We start from the raw sequence: 15,619 nt of genomic DNA, 5'->3' as shown, positions 1-15,619 counted from the left end.
TCGCGGGGCAAGCCCGCTCCCACAGCGTTCAGCGTTGCCCCGAGAAAGCACAGGCCTTCAATGCCTGGGCGATATCGGCGATCAGGTCTTCGATGTCCTCCAGGCCCACCGACAAGCGCACCAGGCCTTCGGAAATGCCATGGTGGGCGCGCTCCTGCGGCGTATAGCTGGAGTGGGTCATGCTCGCCGGGTGCTGGGCCAACGATTCGGCGTCGCCCAGGCTCACGGCGCGGCTGAACAGTTGCAGCGCATTCATGAACCGCCGCCCCGCCTCGATGCCGCCCTTGAGCTCGAAGGCGATCATCCCGCCGGGCAGGCGCATCTGTCGCTGGGCCAGCGCATGCTGAGGGAAGCTGGGCAAGCCTGGATAGTGGATCAGTTCCACCTGGGGCTGGCGCGCCAGGTACTCGGCCAATTGCTGGGCATTGCTGCAATGGCGCTCCATGCGCAGCGTCAGGGTCTTCATGCCGCGCATCAGCAGCGAGGCATCGTGGGGCGAGAGCACCGCACCGGTCATGTCCTTGAGGCCTTCCAGGCGGATCCGGTCGATCAGCGCCTTGCGCCCCACCACCAGGCCAGCGGTGATATCGCCATGGCCGCTCAGGTACTTGGTGGCCGAATGCACCACCAGGTCGGCGCCGAGTTCCAGCGGGCGTTGCAGGTAGGGCGTGCAATAGGTGTTGTCGACCACGATGTGGATGTCATGCCCGCGCACCGCGTCGGCCACGGCTGCGATATCGACCAACTGCATGTTGGGGTTGGCCGGGCTTTCGAAATAGATCATCCGGGTTTTCGCCGTGATGGCCGCCTTCAGGGCGCTTTCGTCGTTGAGGTCTACGTGGCGGATCTTCACGCCGAACTCACCGATGCCGTGGTGCAGGTAGGCGAAGGTGCAGCCATACAGGGTGCGCCCGACAATCAGCTCGTCGCCCGGGCGTAACAACGTCCATAGCGTCGAGGTGATGGCGCCCATCCCCGACGCCAGCGCCAAGCCCGCCTCGCCGCCTTCCAGCGACGCCATACGCTGCTCGAGCAGGGCCAGGGTCGGGTTGGAGATGCGACTGTAGAAATGCCCGCTCTCCTCCCCGGCGAAACAGGCGGCACCGTACTCGACGGTCGGGAAGGCATAGGTCGCGGTCTGGTACACCGGCGGTACCAAGGCGCCGCCGTGGGACAGCGGGTCATAGCCATGGTGGATGGCCCGCGTGGAAAAACCGGTCTTGTTATCGCAGTCGCGCATGGCAACAGCCTCTGGTGGTTTGTTATAAGCTTATGCCACCAGGCAGCGGGTATTTTTCCAAAATCGCCCACGCACCCACAGATTTTTTGGAATAAAAACAACAATCACGACAATGGGAGGGCAAGACATGCCTTCGACCCTGGACCGCACCGACCGCGCCCTGCTCGCGGCCCTGCAAGACAACGCCCGCCTCACCGTCGCCGAACTGGCCGATCAGGTTTCCCTGACTACCTCGCCCTGCTGGCGGCGTGTCAAGTTGCTCGAGGACAACGGCTATATCACCGGCTACCAGGCCATTCTTTCGCCCAAGTCGCTGGGCTTCGGCGTCACGGCGTTCGTCAGCATCATGATGGATTCGCATACCAAGGAAATGGCCCTGGCATTCGAAAAGCGTTTGCTGGAGATCCCGGAGATCGTGTCTTGTCACAACATTTCCGGGCGGTATGACTTCCTGCTGGAGATATTGGCGCGGGATCTGGAGTCGTTTGGGGAGTTCACCCGGGAAGTGTTGCAGCGGTTGCCGGGGGTGAAGGAAATTTATTCGAGTTTTTCCTACAAGGCGGTAAAAGAAAAACGCGTAATACCGGTGTCGGAAACCCATATTTGAATCACTGATAACGACCGCCAAGCTACTTTATAATACCTTGTAGCTTGGAGGCCCAGGCCGCAGGTTCCTATGGCTGGCGGACGCTATTCGTCCCCGAAATGGGTCATATAAGCGTCCCGGGGTGCTGCAGTGCTCATGCACTCGCTCATGATGAAACGTCGAACGGTAGGGTTGCCTCTCGTCTGCAACTTCCAACCTAACCATTGGAAAAACATCCTACATCACAAAAGGATTTTTCCCGCACGAAACAACCACACCTCAGCGCCATTAATCGACAATAATTTATCGAGCACAAACGGCCAGCCCAAAAAAAAAATAGACGGACTCCCCATGAGGCAATTAGCAGTGATGGCCATGTTCTTGCTATGTGGATGCAGCGGCGAAATGCCCATGATTCTTCCAGACAAGCAAGAGATCCATTTCCAGTGCGATATGGACCCTTACAAGCAAGGCTGCGAGCGGCAGATGGATTATCAAGAGCATTTTCGATGGATAAAAGATCCTACAGCTTGAAGCGGGTAACACGGCCAGGAAAGCAGAAAGGTGGCTGAAATTCAGTCCATAAGAAAAAACACCCGCCATGGCTCAAGGGCGCTCATTCAAGCAGTTGGGGCCGCTACGCGACCCATCGCGGGACAAGCCCGCTCCAACAAGGAGCTCGCTCACCTTGAGGGTTTGCGTGATCCTGTCGATGGGCCGCATAGCAGCCCTTGGCGGGGTGCTCTGCATCAGCGGAACAACATGATCATTGCCCGCCATCAACCCGACTTACGGCTTGCGCCAGGACTGCCCGCCCTCATCATCGTCTCCACCACGACGGAGGTCGATAATGCCCTGCTTCATTGCTGTTTTCATGGTCATGCTCCTGTGAGAACGCTGGCGACGTTGCCGGCTTGGGTAGCATGCCGGGAGGTAGGGGCAGGGATGCAGCATGCAGCGATTCCTGGGCTGGCGCGATCGCCGGACAGGCCCGCCCCACAGGAGCAGCGCTACCGCCTGTTTTCTAGGCAGCGCAGCGCGCGGGAACTCAATGGGCGACCTGGGCCTTTTCCAGCACTTCGATACGCTGATTCAACTCGCGCACCGACTCGATCAGCGGGCCCACCAGCTTCTCGTAATCGACGGTCAGCATGCCGTCCTTTTCGTGCACCAGTTCGGGGTATACCGCTTTGACGTTCTGCGCGACGACGCCGATGTCCTCGCGTCCCGAGTCCTTCCACTTGAAGCGCACGCCGTGGATCTTGGTCAAGGTATTGGTCGAGTCCAGCAGGGTCTCGACGTTGGTCTTCAAACGCTCGTCGCTGAACGGGCAGCACTTGGCGCCGATGTCGGCGTAGGCAACGCTTGCCACCGTAGCGGAGAGTGCGAGGAGCACGATGGAGGCGACTTTCTTGATGGTCATGAATCTTCCTACATGGATTGCTTATTTGCCGTACGAGGATGCCGAAACGAGACACACTGCAACCAGTTGGCTTTTCAACAATGACCAGCGGAAAAATTACCGAAATGCGAAAAAAGAAACCCCGCCGAAGCGGGGTTGTCTAGGGGCATCGAAGATCAGATCGCGCCGCGCTTGCGCAGCACGTCCAGCACTTGCTTGACACCTTCTTCGACGCTGGTGACCTGGGTGTCGATCACCAGGTCCGCATCCAGCGGCACATCGTACGGGAAGCTTTCGCCCGGGATGTTGTCGCCGTCGGCGGCATACAGGCCTTGTGGGTCGCGCTCGCGGCAGGCGATCGGCGATGCCTGCACGTAGACGGTGACCAGGCGCTCCTTGCCGATCAGCGCCTTGGCCTGCTCGCGGCCTTCGGCGTCCGGCGCCACGAAGGCCGCCAGGGTCAGCATGCCGGCTTCGTTGAACTGGCGCGCCACATGGGCGGCACGGCGCCAGTTCTCGGTACGGCCGGCGCGGTCCTGCGGCAGGCCTTTGTTCAGGTCGTGACGCAGGTTCTGGCCGTCGAGCACGTATACCGCACGGCCCATGTCGAACAACTTGCGCTCCACGGCATAGGCCAGGGTGCTCTTGCCTGCACCGGACAGGCCGCTGAACAGCACGGTAGCCGGCTGCTGGCCGAAGCGCAGGGCACGCTCCTCGGTGGAAACGTGGGCCAGCTTGCCGTGGTGACCGGTGCTGCCGTGCGGCAATACCGGCGGTGCGATGATCATGCCGGCGCCGACGGTGCCGTTGGTCAGGCGGTCGATGACGATGAACGCACCGGTGGTGCGGTTGCTGTCGTAGCCGTCCAGGGCGATAGCGGCGTCCAGGCTGACCTTGACGCGGCCGATCTCGTTCAGTTGCAGCGCGCTGGCGGCGCCCTGCTCCAGGGTATTCACATCCACCTTGTGAGTGATGCTGGCGATAGAGCCCGGCACGTAGCTGGTGGCGCGCTTGATGTCGTACTTCTTGCCCGGCAGCATCGGCTCTTCGGCCATCCACACCAGCATGGCGTCGAACTGGTCGGTCACCGGTGGGACGTTGTCGGCATGCACCAGCAGATCGCCACGGGAAATATCGATCTCGTCTTCCATGGTCAGGGTCACGGCCTGGCCGGGCCCTGCGTTTTCCAACTCGCCTTCGAAGGTGACGATGGACTTGACCCGGCTGCTCTTGCCCGAGGGCAGCACGACCACTTCGTCACCCTTGTGCACGACGCCGCTGGCGATGGTGCCGGCAAAACCGCGGAAGTTCAGGTTCGGGCGGTTGACGTACTGCACCGGGAAGCGCAGGTCGGTGAAGTTACGGTCGGCCGCCACTTCCACGGTCTCGAGGATTTCCATCAGCGCAGGGCCGGTGTACCACGGCGAACGCTCGCTGCGGTTGACCACGTTGTCGCCCTTGAGCGCCGACATCGGCACGAAGTGCAGGCTCGACGGCTTGAGGTTGATGCCCTCGGCGAACTTCAGGTAGTCGGCCTTGATCGACTCGAACACCTGCTCGTCGAAGTTCTTCAGGTCCATCTTGTTGACCGCGACCACGATATGCTTGATGCCCAGCAACGAGGCGATGAAGCTGTGGCGGCGGGTCTGGGTCTGCACACCGTAGCGCGCATCGACCAGGATGATCGCCAGGTCGCAGGTCGAGGCACCGGTGGCCATGTTGCGGGTGTACTGCTCGTGGCCTGGGGTGTCAGCAATGATGAACTTGCGCTTGGCAGTGGAGAAATAGCGGTAGGCGACATCGATGGTGATGCCCTGTTCACGCTCGGCCTGCAGGCCGTCGACCAGCAGCGCCAGGTCCACGTCCTCGCCGGTGGTGCCGACCTTTTTCGAATCGCGGGTGATGGCCTCGAGGTGGTCCTCGTAGATCATCTTGGAGTCGTGCAGCAGGCGCCCGATCAGGGTGCTCTTGCCGTCATCCACGTTGCCGCAGGTGAGGAAACGCAGCAGTTCTTTGCGCTCGTGCTGAGCCAGATAAGCGACGATGTCTTCGCTGATCAAATCGGATTGGTGCGACATGGAGTAACCCTGAGAATTAGAAATAGCCCTGACGTTTCTTGTCTTCCATGGAGCCTGCGCCATCGTGGTCGATGACGCGGCCCTGGCGCTCGGAAGTGCGCGTCAGGAGCATTTCCTGAATGATGTCGGTGAGGCTGTCGGCCTCCGACTCCACCGCGCCCGTCAACGGGTAGCAGCCGAGGGTACGGAAACGCACCTTCTTCTTGACGATACGTGCCTTCTCCTCATCGGTGAGGTGCTCGAGGATCCGTTCGTCGTCGATCATGATCAGGGTGCCGTTCTTCTCGATGACCTCGCGCTCGGCGGCGAAGTACAGCGGCACGATCGGGATGCCTTCGAGGTAGATGTACTGCCAGATGTCCAGCTCGGTCCAGTTCGACAGCGGGAAGACGCGGATCGACTCGCCCTTGTTGACCTTGCCGTTGTAGATGTTCCACAGCTCCGGGCGCTGGTTCTTCGGGTCCCAGCGGTGCTTGCTGTCACGGAAGGAGTAGACACGCTCCTTGGCCCGGGACTTCTCCTCGTCGCGGCGGGCACCGCCGAACGCGGCGTCGAAGCCGTACTTGTCCAGCGCCTGCTTCAGGCCCTGGGTCTTCATGATGTCGGTGTGCTTGGAGCTGCCATGGGTGAACGGGTTGATGCCCTGGGCCACGCCTTCGGGGTTGACGTGGGTGATCAGTTCCAGGCCCATCTCCTCGACCATCTTGTCGCGGAAGCGGTACATCTCCTGGAATTTCCACTGGGTGTCGACGTGCATCACCGGGAACGGCAGCTTGCCCGGGAAGAAGGCCTTGCGCGCCAGGTGCAGCATCACGGCGGAGTCCTTGCCGATCGAGTACAGCATCACCGGGTTGTCGAACTCGGCGGCCACCTCGCGGATGATGTGGATGCTCTCCGCCTCCAGCTGTTTCAAGTGCGTCAGTTTGTCGACCATGGCTACTCACGAAAAACGATCTTATGGACGGCCAGCGGGCCGTGTTCGAGGCTGGCACTGTATCACAGCACTTGATTCTATTTAGGAGGTTGGATAGACCGAAAGAATCTAACGATATGACTACGGGTTTGGGGGGAATCGAGGGCCGCTTTGAGGCCCAAACGCGGGACAAGCCCGCTCCCACAAGTACCGCGCATGCCCCATGAACAGCGCTGTACCTGTGGGCGCGGGCTTGTCCCGCGATTGGGCCTGCCAGGCCGTCAGATCGGGTTCGGGCAGTCGATGAACAGGTGCTCCAACGCAAAACGCCGTGCCAGGTAGTCGCCCAGCGCCTGGACGCCATAACGCTCGGTCGCGTGGTGGCCAGCGGCGATGAAGCTGATGCCGTTCTCGCGGGCGCTGTGGAAGGTCTGCTCGGACGCCTCCCCACTCAAGAACAGGTCGACCCCTGCAGCAATGGCGGTGTCGATATACCCCTGCCCACCGCCGGTGCACCAGCCCACCCGACGGATCATTTGCTCGCCCTCGATCACCAGCGGTTCGCGCCCCATGACCTCCTGCACCCGCCGAGCGAAATCACGCGCCGACACCGGCTCGGCGAGCGAACCCACCAGGCCGACCACCTTGGGGTTGTCCGGGTCCAGCAGCCCCTCGACGGTGATGTCCAGCTGGCGAGCCAGCTGCACGTTGTTGCCCACCTCCGGGTGCAGGTCCAACGGCAGGTGATAGGCCAGCAGGCTGATGTCATGCTTGAGCAGGGTCTTGAGGCGGCGCTGCTTCATGCCGGTGATGCAGGGGTTCTCGCCTTTCCAGAAGTAACCGTGGTGCACCAGCACCAGGTCGGCCTCGGCCTCGACCGCGGCATCGAGCAAGGCCTGGCTGGCGGTGACGCCACTGACGATGCGGCTGACCTGCGGCCGACCCTCGACCTGCAGGCCATTGGGGCAGTAATCCTGGATCTTGGCACTGGCCAGGTAGCGCTCGGCTTCCTCCACCAGGGTGCTCAGGGCGACGGCCATGGAAAATCTCCTCGAAATCTGCACGTTCGGTGGGCGCAACGCCCGTATAATGGCCGCCATTATGGGCCGTCGCCGGCTTCGGGGAAACCGGCTGCAATCGCCTGGGGATCCATTCGTGGCACCGTCATTCGCGGGTAAGCCCGCCCCTTGTGTGGGATCGGGTTTACCCGCGAAGCCGGCACCACGATTACCGCGTCGCCGACCACGCTGTTACCAGTGTATGATCGCGCGCGCTCGCTCCCTGCTGCGCAGCCACCGGCCCCTGCCCCACTCCCAGGATTCATTCGATGCTCAAGGCTTTGCGTTTTTTTGGATGGCCCCTGCTTACCGGCGTACTGATCGCCATGCTGATCATCCAGCGTTTTCCCGAATGGGTCGGCCTGCCCAGCCAGGACGTCAACCTGCAGCAGGCCCCCCAGACCTCGCGCATCGTGCAGGGGCCGGTGTCCTATGCCGACGCCGTGACCCTGGCCGCGCCGGCGGTGGCCAACCTGTACACCACCAAGGTGGTGAACAAGAGTTCGCACCCGCTGTTCGAAGACCCGCAGTTCCGCCGCTTCTTCGGCGACAACCTGCCCAAGCAACGGCGCTGGGAGTCGAGCCTGGGTTCGGCGGTGATCATGAGCCCCGAAGGCTACCTGCTGACCAACAACCACGTGACCAGCGGCGCAGACCAGATCGTCGTGGCGCTCAAGGACGGCCGTGAAACCCTCGCGCGGGTGATCGGCAGCGACCCGGAAACCGACCTCGCGGTCTTGAAGATCGACCTGAAGAAACTGCCGGCCATCACCATCGGCCGCTCCGACACCATCCACATCGGCGACGTGTCCCTGGCCATCGGCAACCCCTTCGGCGTCGGCCAGACCGTGACCATGGGCATCATCAGCGCCACCGGCCGCAACCAGCTGGGCCTGAACAACTACGAAGACTTCATCCAGACGGACGCGGCGATCAACCCGGGCAACTCGGGCGGGGCGCTGATCGATGCCAACGGCAACCTGATCGGCATCAACACCGCGATCTTCTCCAAGTCCGGTGGCTCTCAGGGCATCGGCTTCGCCATCCCGGTCAAGCTGGCACTGGAGGTCATGAAGTCGATCGTCGAGCACGGTCAGGTGATCCGTGGCTGGCTGGGCATCGAGGTACAGCCGCTGAGCCAGGAACTGGCCGAGTCCTACGGCATGAAGGACCGCCCGGGCATCGTGGTGGCGGGTATCTTCCGCGACGGCCCGGCGCAACGTGCAGGCCTGCAGCTCGGTGACGTGATCCTGAGCATCAACGGTGAACCGGCCGGTGACGGGCGCAAGTCGATGAACCAGGTGGCGCGGATCAAGCCCAACGAGAAGATTTCCATCGAAGTGATGCGCAATGGCGAGCAGCTCAAGCTGATCGCCGAAGTGGGGCTGCGGCCGCCACCCGCGCCGGTTGCGGCGCAGGAACAGAAGTAAGCCAGGGCTGCTTTGCAGCTCGTTCGCGGCACAAGGCCGCGCCTACAGGAAATCGCGTGTCTCCCGGTAGGCGCGGCCTTGTGCCGCGAAAGGGCCGCAACGCGGCCCCAACACATCAATGCAGGATCTGGCTGAGGAACAACTTGGTCCGGTCACTGCGCGGCCGGTCGAAGAAGTCATCCGGTGCCGCCTGTTCCACGATCTCGCCCTTGTCCATGAAGATCACCCGGTTCGCCACCGTCCGGGCAAAGCCCATCTCGTGGGTCACACAGAGCATGGTCATGCCGTCCTCGGCCAGGCCCACCATGGTATCGAGCACCTCTTTGACCATCTCCGGGTCCAGCGCCGAGGTCGGCTCGTCGAACAGCATGATCTTGGGCTTCATGCACAGCGCCCGGGCGATCGCCACGCGCTGTTGCTGGCCGCCGGACAACTGCCCCGGATACTTGTGCGCCTGTTCGGGAATACGCACCCGCTCCAGGTAGTGCATGGCGATTTCCTCGGCCTTGCGCCGGGGCATCTTGCGTACCCACATCGGCGCCAGGGTGCAGTTCTCGAGGATGCTCAGGTGCGGGAACAGGTTGAAGTGCTGGAACACCATGCCCACCTCACGACGGATCGCCTCGATCTGCTTGAGGTCGTTGGTCAGCTCCACGCCATCGACCACGATACGACCCTGCTGGTGCTCTTCCAGGCGGTTGAGGCAGCGGATGGTGGTCGACTTACCGGAACCGGAAGGCCCGCACAGCACGATACGCTCACCTTGGCGCACGTTCAGGTTGATGTCCTTGAGCACGTGGAACTGCCCATACCACTTGTTCACACCCTGCATCTGGATGATGCCTTCGGGGCCGACAGGCTGCTTGCTCGCTTCACTCATTTCGAAACTCCTAACGCTTGTGGCCAGTGTCCAGCTTGCGCTCCAGGTGCATGGAGTAGCGGGACATACCGAAACAGAAAATCCAGAACACCAGGGCAGCGAACACATAGCCCTCGGTGGCCATGCCCAGCCAGGCCGGGTCGGCGGCGGCCTGCTTGACGCTGTTGAGCAGGTCGAACAGGCCGATGATGATCACCAGGCTGGTGTCCTTGAACAGGGCGATGAAGGTATTGACGATGCCGGGGATCACCAGCTTGAGCGCCTGGGGCAGGATCACCAGCCCCATCGCCCGCCAGTAGCCCAGGCCCATGGCCGCGGCCGCTTCGTACTGGCCCTTGGGGATGGCCTGCAGGCCACCACGGACCACCTCGGCGATGTAGGCCGACTGGAACAGGATCACCCCGATCATGGCCCGCAGCAGCTTGTCGAAGCTCATGCCCTCGGGCAGGAACAACGGCAGCATCACCGAGGACATGAACAACACGGTGATCAGCGGCACACCCCGCCAGAACTCGATGAAGGTCACGCAGACGACCTTCACCGCCGGCAGGTTGGAACGCCGCCCCAGCGCCAGGAGGATGCCCAGCGGCAAGGCACCGACGATACCGACGGTGGCGATCACCAGGGTCAGCATCAGGCCGCCCCACTGGCTGGTGGATACCGTGGCAAGGCCCAGATAGCCGCCGTGCAACAGGGTATAGGCCAGGATCGGGTACAGCACCAAAAAGCCCAGGCCGTAGACCACCTTGCGCGGGAAGCGCTTGATGAACAGCGGCGCGGCGCCGAGCACGGCGAGCCAGACGGTCAGATCGACCCGCCAGCGCAGCTCCACCGGGTAGTAGCCATACATGAACTGGCCGAAACGCTGCTGGATGAACACCCAGCAGGCGCCCTCCTGGGTGCAGTCGGCCCGGGTGGTACCGACCCAGTTGGCATCGATGAACGCCCACTGCACCAGCGGTGGCACGATGAGCCAGACCAGGTACAGGGCGAACAGGGTCAACACGGTGTTGAGCCAGTTGGAGAACAGGTTGGCACGCATCCATGCGAGCGCGCCGACGGTCTTCACCGGTGGCGGCATGTCAGGTTTGAAAACATGGGCTGTCACAGGCGTACCCTCATCGCTCGATCAGCGCGATGCGCTTGTTGTACCCGTTCATCAGCAGCGAAATGCTGAGGCTGATGGCCAGATAGACACTCATGGTGATGGCGATCACCTCGATCGCCTGACCGGTCTGGTTGAGCACGGTACCGGCGAACAGCGAGACCATCTCTGGATAGCCGATGCCGGCCGCCAGGGATGAGTTCTTCGCCAGGTTCAGGTACTGGCTGGTCAACGGCGGCACGATCACCCGCAAGGCCTGGGGGATGATCACCTTGCGCAGGGTCGGCCCCTCGCGCAGGCCCAGCGAACGCGCGGCCTCGGTCTGGCCATGGCTGACCGAGCGGATGCCCGAGCGCACGATCTCGGCGATGAACGCCGCCGTGTAGATGGTCAGCGCCAGGGTCAAGGCGAGCAATTCGGGAATCAGCACCCAGCCGCCAACGAAGTTGAAGCCCTTGAGCTGTGGCACCTCCCAGTGCACCGGGCTGCCGAACAATGCCACGCAGACGCCGGGGATACCGATGAACATCAGCAGTCCCACCCAGAACTTGTGGAACGGCTCGCCGGTCTCGTCGAAACGCTTGTTGGCCAGGCGCACCATCAGCGCGATGGCGACGACCGCCAGCACCAGCGCCAGCACGAACGGCCAGAAGCCTTCGGCCAGGGTCGCGCCGGGCATGTTCAGGCCCCGGTTGCTGATGAAGAAGGTGTCGTCGAGGTTGATGCTGCCCCGTGGCCCCGGCAGCGTGAGGAACACGGCGAAGTACCAGAACAGGATCTGCAGCAGCGGCGGGATGTTGCGGAAGGTTTCCACGTACACGGTCGCCAGCTTGCTGATCATCCAGTTCGGCGACAGCCGCGCCACGCCGATGACGAAGCCCAGCAGCGTGGCCAGGATGATGCCGATTAAGGTCACCAGCAGCGTGTTGAGCAGGCCGATGACGAATACCCGGGCATAGCTGTCCGACTCCACGTAGGGAATCAGGTGCTGGGCGATGCCGAAGCCCGCACTGCGCTCGAGGAAGTCGAAGCCCGAGGTGATGCCCCGGTGTTGCAGGTTGGCCTGGGTATTATGGAACAGGTACCAGCCCAGGCCGACCACAAACACCACCGTGACCACCTGGAACAGCCACGCGCGCACACGTGGATCGCTCAGGGAAAACCCCTTCTGCGCGCCGATTCGATTTTGCATGAAATGCCCCGCAAGGATGGGATCGAACAACCTGCGGCGGCGGGATGCCGCCGCAGGGTGCAGCCATCAGCGCACTGGAGGCGCGTACTGGATGCCGCCGTTGTTCCACAGGGCGTTCATGCCACGGTCGATCTTCAGGTCGGTGCTCTGGCCCAGGTTCTTCTCGAACACTTCGCCATAGTTGCCTACCTGCTTGACGATCTGCACCACCCAGTCCTTGGGCAGCTTCAGGTCCTTGCCGTATTCGCCGTCGGCGCCCAGCAGGCGGGCAACGTCGGGGTTCTTGGTGGACTTGGCCTCGGCCTCGACGTTCTTCGAGGTGATGCCCGCTTCCTCGGCGTTGAGCATGGCGAAGAGGGTCCACTTGACGATGCTGAACCACTCCTCGTCGCCCTTGCGCACAACCGGGCCCAGCGGCTCCTTGGAGATGGTTTCCGGCAGGACCACGTATTCGCTCGGTGCGGCCAGCTTCGAGCGCTGGGCGAACAGCTGCGACTTGTCCGAGGTCAGCACGTCGCAACGGCCGGACTCCAGCGACTTGGCACTTTCGTCGGAGGTGTCGAAGGTGATGGGGGTGTACTTCAGGCCATTGGCGCGGAAGAAGTCCGAGACGTTCAGCTCGGTGGTGGTACCGGCCTGGATACAGATAGTCGCGCCATCGAGCTCCTTGGCACTGGACACGCCCAGCTTCTTGTTGACCAGGAAACCGACGCCGTCGTAGTAGGTGACACCGGCGAACACCAGGCCCATGCCGGCATCGCGCGAGCTGGTCCAGGTGGTGTTGCGCGACAGCACGTCGACTTCGCCCGACTGCAGCGCGGTGAAGCGTTCCTTGGCGTTGAGCTGGCTGAACTTGACCTTGGTGGCATCGCCGAACACCGCCGCTGCCACGGCGCGGCACACATCGGCGTCGATACCGACGATCTTGCCGGTGCTGTCCGGTACCGAGAAGCCCGGGAGGCCGTCACTCACGCCACACTGGACGAAGCCCTTCTTCTTGACCGCATCGAGGGTCGCGCCGGCCTGGGCGAAACTGGTGGCGCCCAGCGCGGCGGCAGCGGTCAGGACTGCCAGGGTGGTTTTCAACATCTTCATTCTCAACCTCCAATCGCTCTTGTTGTATCGAGCCGGAATTGCACCGCACCCTTATGAGGCGCATCCGACCCTGGTTGGCTTGTTATTGGGTCAATGGTGCAATGAGCTGTTCTGATGACAGCCTTCTATCCGCACAAGGGTGTTACCGTCGCCGGTCTATCCCTTCGCATCGGTTGATCCGTAGCAAAGGGCGTACCACAGTTCTGGACTCGAGCGTTTAAGCGGTCGTCAATGCGGAAAAGTTGTAGAGTTGCGACATCTTCTTGTGGCATTACCCATGCACGCCTTCTTTTCACGCACCAGAACCTGGGCGTACGCACACTTTCGGAGCAGCCATGACCAACCCGTTGATCCTCGAACCCCAGAACACCGCCGACGCCTGTGTGATCTGGTTGCACGGCCTGGGGGCCGATCGTTACGACTTCCTACCTGTGGCCGAATTCATGCAGGAGCGCCTGCTCAGCACCCGCTTCGTCATGCCCCAGGCACCCACCCGGCCGGTGACCATCAATGGCGGCTACGCCATGCCCAGTTGGTACGACATCAAGGCCATGACCCCGGCACGCGCGATCGACGAGGCGCAACTGGAGGAATCGGCCGAGCAGATCATCGGCCTGATCGAAGCGGAACGGGCCAAGGGCATCGACCTGACCCGAATCTTCCTGGCCGGTTTTTCCCAAGGCGGCGCCGTGGTCCTGCATACAGCCTATATAAAGTGGCAGGAGGCGCTGGGTGGCGTGATCGCGCTGTCTACCTACGCCCCGACCTTCAGTGATACCCACCAGCTGAGCGCCTGCCAGCAACGTACCCCAGCCCTGTGCCTGCACGGTGTGCACGACCCGGTGGTGATCCCCTCCATGGGCCGTACCGCCTTCGAATACCTGAACAGCTGGGGTGTCGCCGCCCGCTGGCATGAATACCCGATGGAACACGAAGTGGTGGTCGAGGAACTCGGCGATATCCACGACTGGCTGGGCAAGCAGCTGCAATAAGCAGGGTTCGCCTGTAGTTGTCGGCGCACTCCACTACGCCGCGCCCGGTTCTTGCATTACACTGCCCGGCGTACATTCCTTAACCAGTTGACGAGACGATCGTGCTCAAGGCACTCAAGAAAATATTCGGCAAGCCCGACGCTGCCCCGCAGGCCGTCGCGCCCGTTGCCAACGTGATTACCCCTCCGCCCGCGGCAGAGCCGCCGACAGCGGCCGTGCAACCCGTCGAAACGCCAGCACCGGCAGCTGCCCCGCGCGCAGACAAACCCGCAGCCAAGGACAAGCCGCGCCGCGAGCGCAAGCCAAAGCCCCAGGCCAGCCTGTGGAAGCCGGAAGACTTCGTGGTCGAGCCCCAGGAAGGCAAGACCCGCTTCCATGACTTCAAGCTGTCCAACGAGCTGATGCATGCCATCCACGACCTGGGCTTCCCCTACTGCACACCGATCCAGGCCCAGGTGCTGGGCCATACCCTGCGTGGCAAGGACGCCATCGGCCGGGCCCAGACCGGCACCGGCAAGACTGCGGCGTTCCTGATCTCGATCATCTCCCAGCTGCAGCAGACCCCACCGCCCAAAGAACGCTACATGGGTGAGCCGCGTGCGCTGATCATCGCGCCGACCCGTGAGCTGGTGGTGCAGATCGCCAAGGACGCCATGGCCCTGACCAAGTACAGCGGCCTGAACGTGATGACGTTCGTGGGCGGCATGGACTTCGACAAGCAGCTCAAGGCACTGGAAGCGCGCCATTGCGACATCCTGGTGGCCACCCCGGGCCGTCTGCTGGACTTCCACCAGCGCGGCGAGGTGCACCTGGACATGGTCGAGGTACTGGTGCTGGACGAAGCCGACCGCATGCTCGACATGGGCTTCATCCCGCAGGTGCGCCAGATCATCCGCCAGACCCCACCCAAGAGCGAACGCCAGACGCTGCTGTTCTCGGCCACCTTCACCGACGATGTGATGAACCTGGCCAAGCAGTGGACCACCAACCCGGCCATCGTCGAGATCGAGCCGGAGAACGTGGCCAGCGAAACGGTCGAGCAGCACGTCTATGCCGTGGCCTCGAGCGACAAGTACAAGCTGCTGTACAACCTGGTGACCCAGAACAAGTGGGAACGGGTGATGGTATTCGCCAACCGCAAGGACGAAGTGCGGCGGGTCGAGGAGCGCCTGGTGCGCGACGGCATCAACGCCGCCCAGCTGTCAGGCGACGTGCCGCAGCACAAGCGCATCCGCACCCTGGAAAGCTTCCGTGAAGGCCGCATCGCCGTGCTGGTGGCCACCGACGTGGCCGGCCGCGGTATTCACATCGATGGTATCAGCCACGTGATCAACTTCACCCTGCCGGAAGACCCGGACGACTACGTGCACCGCATCGGCCGCACGGGCCGGGCCGGCACCAATGGCGTGTCGATCAGTTTCGCGGGCGAGGACGACGCCTACCAGCTACCGGCCATCGAGGAGCTACTGGGGCGCAAGATCAAGTGCGAAATGCCGCCCGACGAACTGCTAAAGCCGGTGCCGCGCAAGCATCACTGAGCCCCAATCTGGGGCACCTGGTGCCCCATTGCGAACGTGCAGAGCCCTGTAGGAGCCAACTGTCTTTCACTTCCACCCGACCAATGCACGTATCAGCGGTAGGCAGACAC

General features: G+C 62.5%; 14 protein-coding genes. 4 read left to right on the top strand and 10 right to left on the bottom strand.

Going from position 1 to position 15,619, the window contains the following annotated elements:
* Nucleotides 1-28: 28 nt before the first annotated feature.
* Complete coding sequence (locus K8374_RS04040) at nucleotides 29-1,240, bottom strand: methionine gamma-lyase (RefSeq protein ID WP_224458020.1); 1,212 nt, start codon at nucleotides 1,238-1,240, stop codon at nucleotides 29-31.
* 127 nt (nucleotides 1,241-1,367) lie between these two features.
* Between K8374_RS04040 and K8374_RS04035 the strand changes: the two genes are divergently transcribed.
* Complete coding sequence (locus K8374_RS04035) at nucleotides 1,368-1,847, top strand: Lrp/AsnC family transcriptional regulator (protein WP_224458019.1); 480 nt, start codon at nucleotides 1,368-1,370, stop codon at nucleotides 1,845-1,847.
* A 221-nt stretch (nucleotides 1,848-2,068) separates the two neighbouring features.
* On the opposite strand, the gene K8374_RS04030 is transcribed toward K8374_RS04035, so the two are convergent.
* The 5 genes from K8374_RS04030 to K8374_RS04010 form a co-directional block, all read right to left on the bottom strand.
* The gene (locus K8374_RS04030; RefSeq protein WP_224458018.1) at nucleotides 2,069-2,239 is read right to left on the bottom strand and encodes a hypothetical protein; all 171 of its coding nucleotides are present in this window, start codon (nucleotides 2,237-2,239) and stop codon (nucleotides 2,069-2,071) included.
* Between the two features lie 635 nt (nucleotides 2,240-2,874).
* Nucleotides 2,875-3,249 carry a tail fiber domain-containing protein gene (locus tag K8374_RS04025; RefSeq protein ID WP_224458017.1) on the bottom strand — a complete coding sequence of 125 codons (375 nt, stop codon included), beginning with the start codon at nucleotides 3,247-3,249 and terminating at the stop codon, nucleotides 2,875-2,877.
* A gap of 155 nt (nucleotides 3,250-3,404) precedes the next feature.
* Nucleotides 3,405-5,306: a sulfate adenylyltransferase subunit CysN gene (gene cysN / locus K8374_RS04020; protein WP_224458016.1), complete on the bottom strand. Its 1,902-nt coding sequence runs from the start codon at nucleotides 5,304-5,306 to the stop codon at nucleotides 3,405-3,407.
* Nucleotides 5,307-5,322: 16 nt separating this feature from the next.
* On the bottom strand, nucleotides 5,323-6,240 hold the full coding sequence (gene cysD / locus K8374_RS04015; RefSeq protein ID WP_084857225.1) for a sulfate adenylyltransferase subunit CysD: 918 nt from the start codon (nucleotides 6,238-6,240) through the stop codon (nucleotides 5,323-5,325).
* Nucleotides 6,241-6,500: 260 nt separating this feature from the next.
* Nucleotides 6,501-7,259: a Nif3-like dinuclear metal center hexameric protein gene (locus tag K8374_RS04010; protein WP_084857223.1), complete on the bottom strand. Its 759-nt coding sequence runs from the start codon at nucleotides 7,257-7,259 to the stop codon at nucleotides 6,501-6,503.
* Nucleotides 7,260-7,546: 287 nt separating this feature from the next.
* Between K8374_RS04010 and algW the strand changes: the two genes are divergently transcribed.
* The gene (gene algW, locus K8374_RS04005) at nucleotides 7,547-8,707 is read left to right on the top strand and encodes a Do family serine endopeptidase AlgW (RefSeq protein WP_084857221.1); all 1,161 of its coding nucleotides are present in this window, start codon (nucleotides 7,547-7,549) and stop codon (nucleotides 8,705-8,707) included.
* 115 nt (nucleotides 8,708-8,822) lie between these two features.
* On the opposite strand, the gene K8374_RS04000 is transcribed toward algW, so the two are convergent.
* From K8374_RS04000 to K8374_RS03985, 4 genes are all read right to left on the bottom strand, one after another.
* Nucleotides 8,823-9,587, bottom strand: a complete 765-nt coding sequence (locus tag K8374_RS04000) for an amino acid ABC transporter ATP-binding protein (protein WP_084857219.1) — start codon at nucleotides 9,585-9,587, stop codon at nucleotides 8,823-8,825.
* Between the two features lie 10 nt (nucleotides 9,588-9,597).
* Nucleotides 9,598-10,695: an amino acid ABC transporter permease gene (locus K8374_RS03995; RefSeq protein ID WP_224458015.1), complete on the bottom strand. Its 1,098-nt coding sequence runs from the start codon at nucleotides 10,693-10,695 to the stop codon at nucleotides 9,598-9,600.
* 10 nt (nucleotides 10,696-10,705) lie between these two features.
* Nucleotides 10,706-11,884 (bottom strand): amino acid ABC transporter permease, encoded by a 1,179-nt coding sequence (locus K8374_RS03990; protein WP_224458014.1) that lies wholly within the window; start codon nucleotides 11,882-11,884, stop codon nucleotides 10,706-10,708.
* A 66-nt stretch (nucleotides 11,885-11,950) separates the two neighbouring features.
* Nucleotides 11,951-12,979 carry an amino acid ABC transporter substrate-binding protein gene (locus K8374_RS03985; protein ID WP_196144377.1) on the bottom strand — a complete coding sequence of 343 codons (1,029 nt, stop codon included), beginning with the start codon at nucleotides 12,977-12,979 and terminating at the stop codon, nucleotides 11,951-11,953.
* Between the two features lie 335 nt (nucleotides 12,980-13,314).
* Between K8374_RS03985 and K8374_RS03980 the strand changes: the two genes are divergently transcribed.
* Both K8374_RS03980 and rhlB read left to right on the top strand, forming a co-directional pair.
* Complete coding sequence (locus K8374_RS03980; protein ID WP_224458013.1) at nucleotides 13,315-13,971, top strand: alpha/beta hydrolase; 657 nt, start codon at nucleotides 13,315-13,317, stop codon at nucleotides 13,969-13,971.
* A 101-nt stretch (nucleotides 13,972-14,072) separates the two neighbouring features.
* The gene (gene rhlB, locus K8374_RS03975) at nucleotides 14,073-15,509 is read left to right on the top strand and encodes an ATP-dependent RNA helicase RhlB (protein ID WP_224458012.1); all 1,437 of its coding nucleotides are present in this window, start codon (nucleotides 14,073-14,075) and stop codon (nucleotides 15,507-15,509) included.
* Nucleotides 15,510-15,619: the final 110 nt, after the last annotated feature.

It is taken from the genome of Pseudomonas sp. p1(2021b) (assembly GCF_020151015.1).
In the GTDB taxonomy this organism is placed as follows: domain Bacteria; phylum Pseudomonadota; class Gammaproteobacteria; order Pseudomonadales; family Pseudomonadaceae; genus Aquipseudomonas; species Aquipseudomonas putida_K.
Note: the sequence above shows the minus strand (reverse complement) of the source record. Positions and strands in the feature narration are given on the sequence as shown.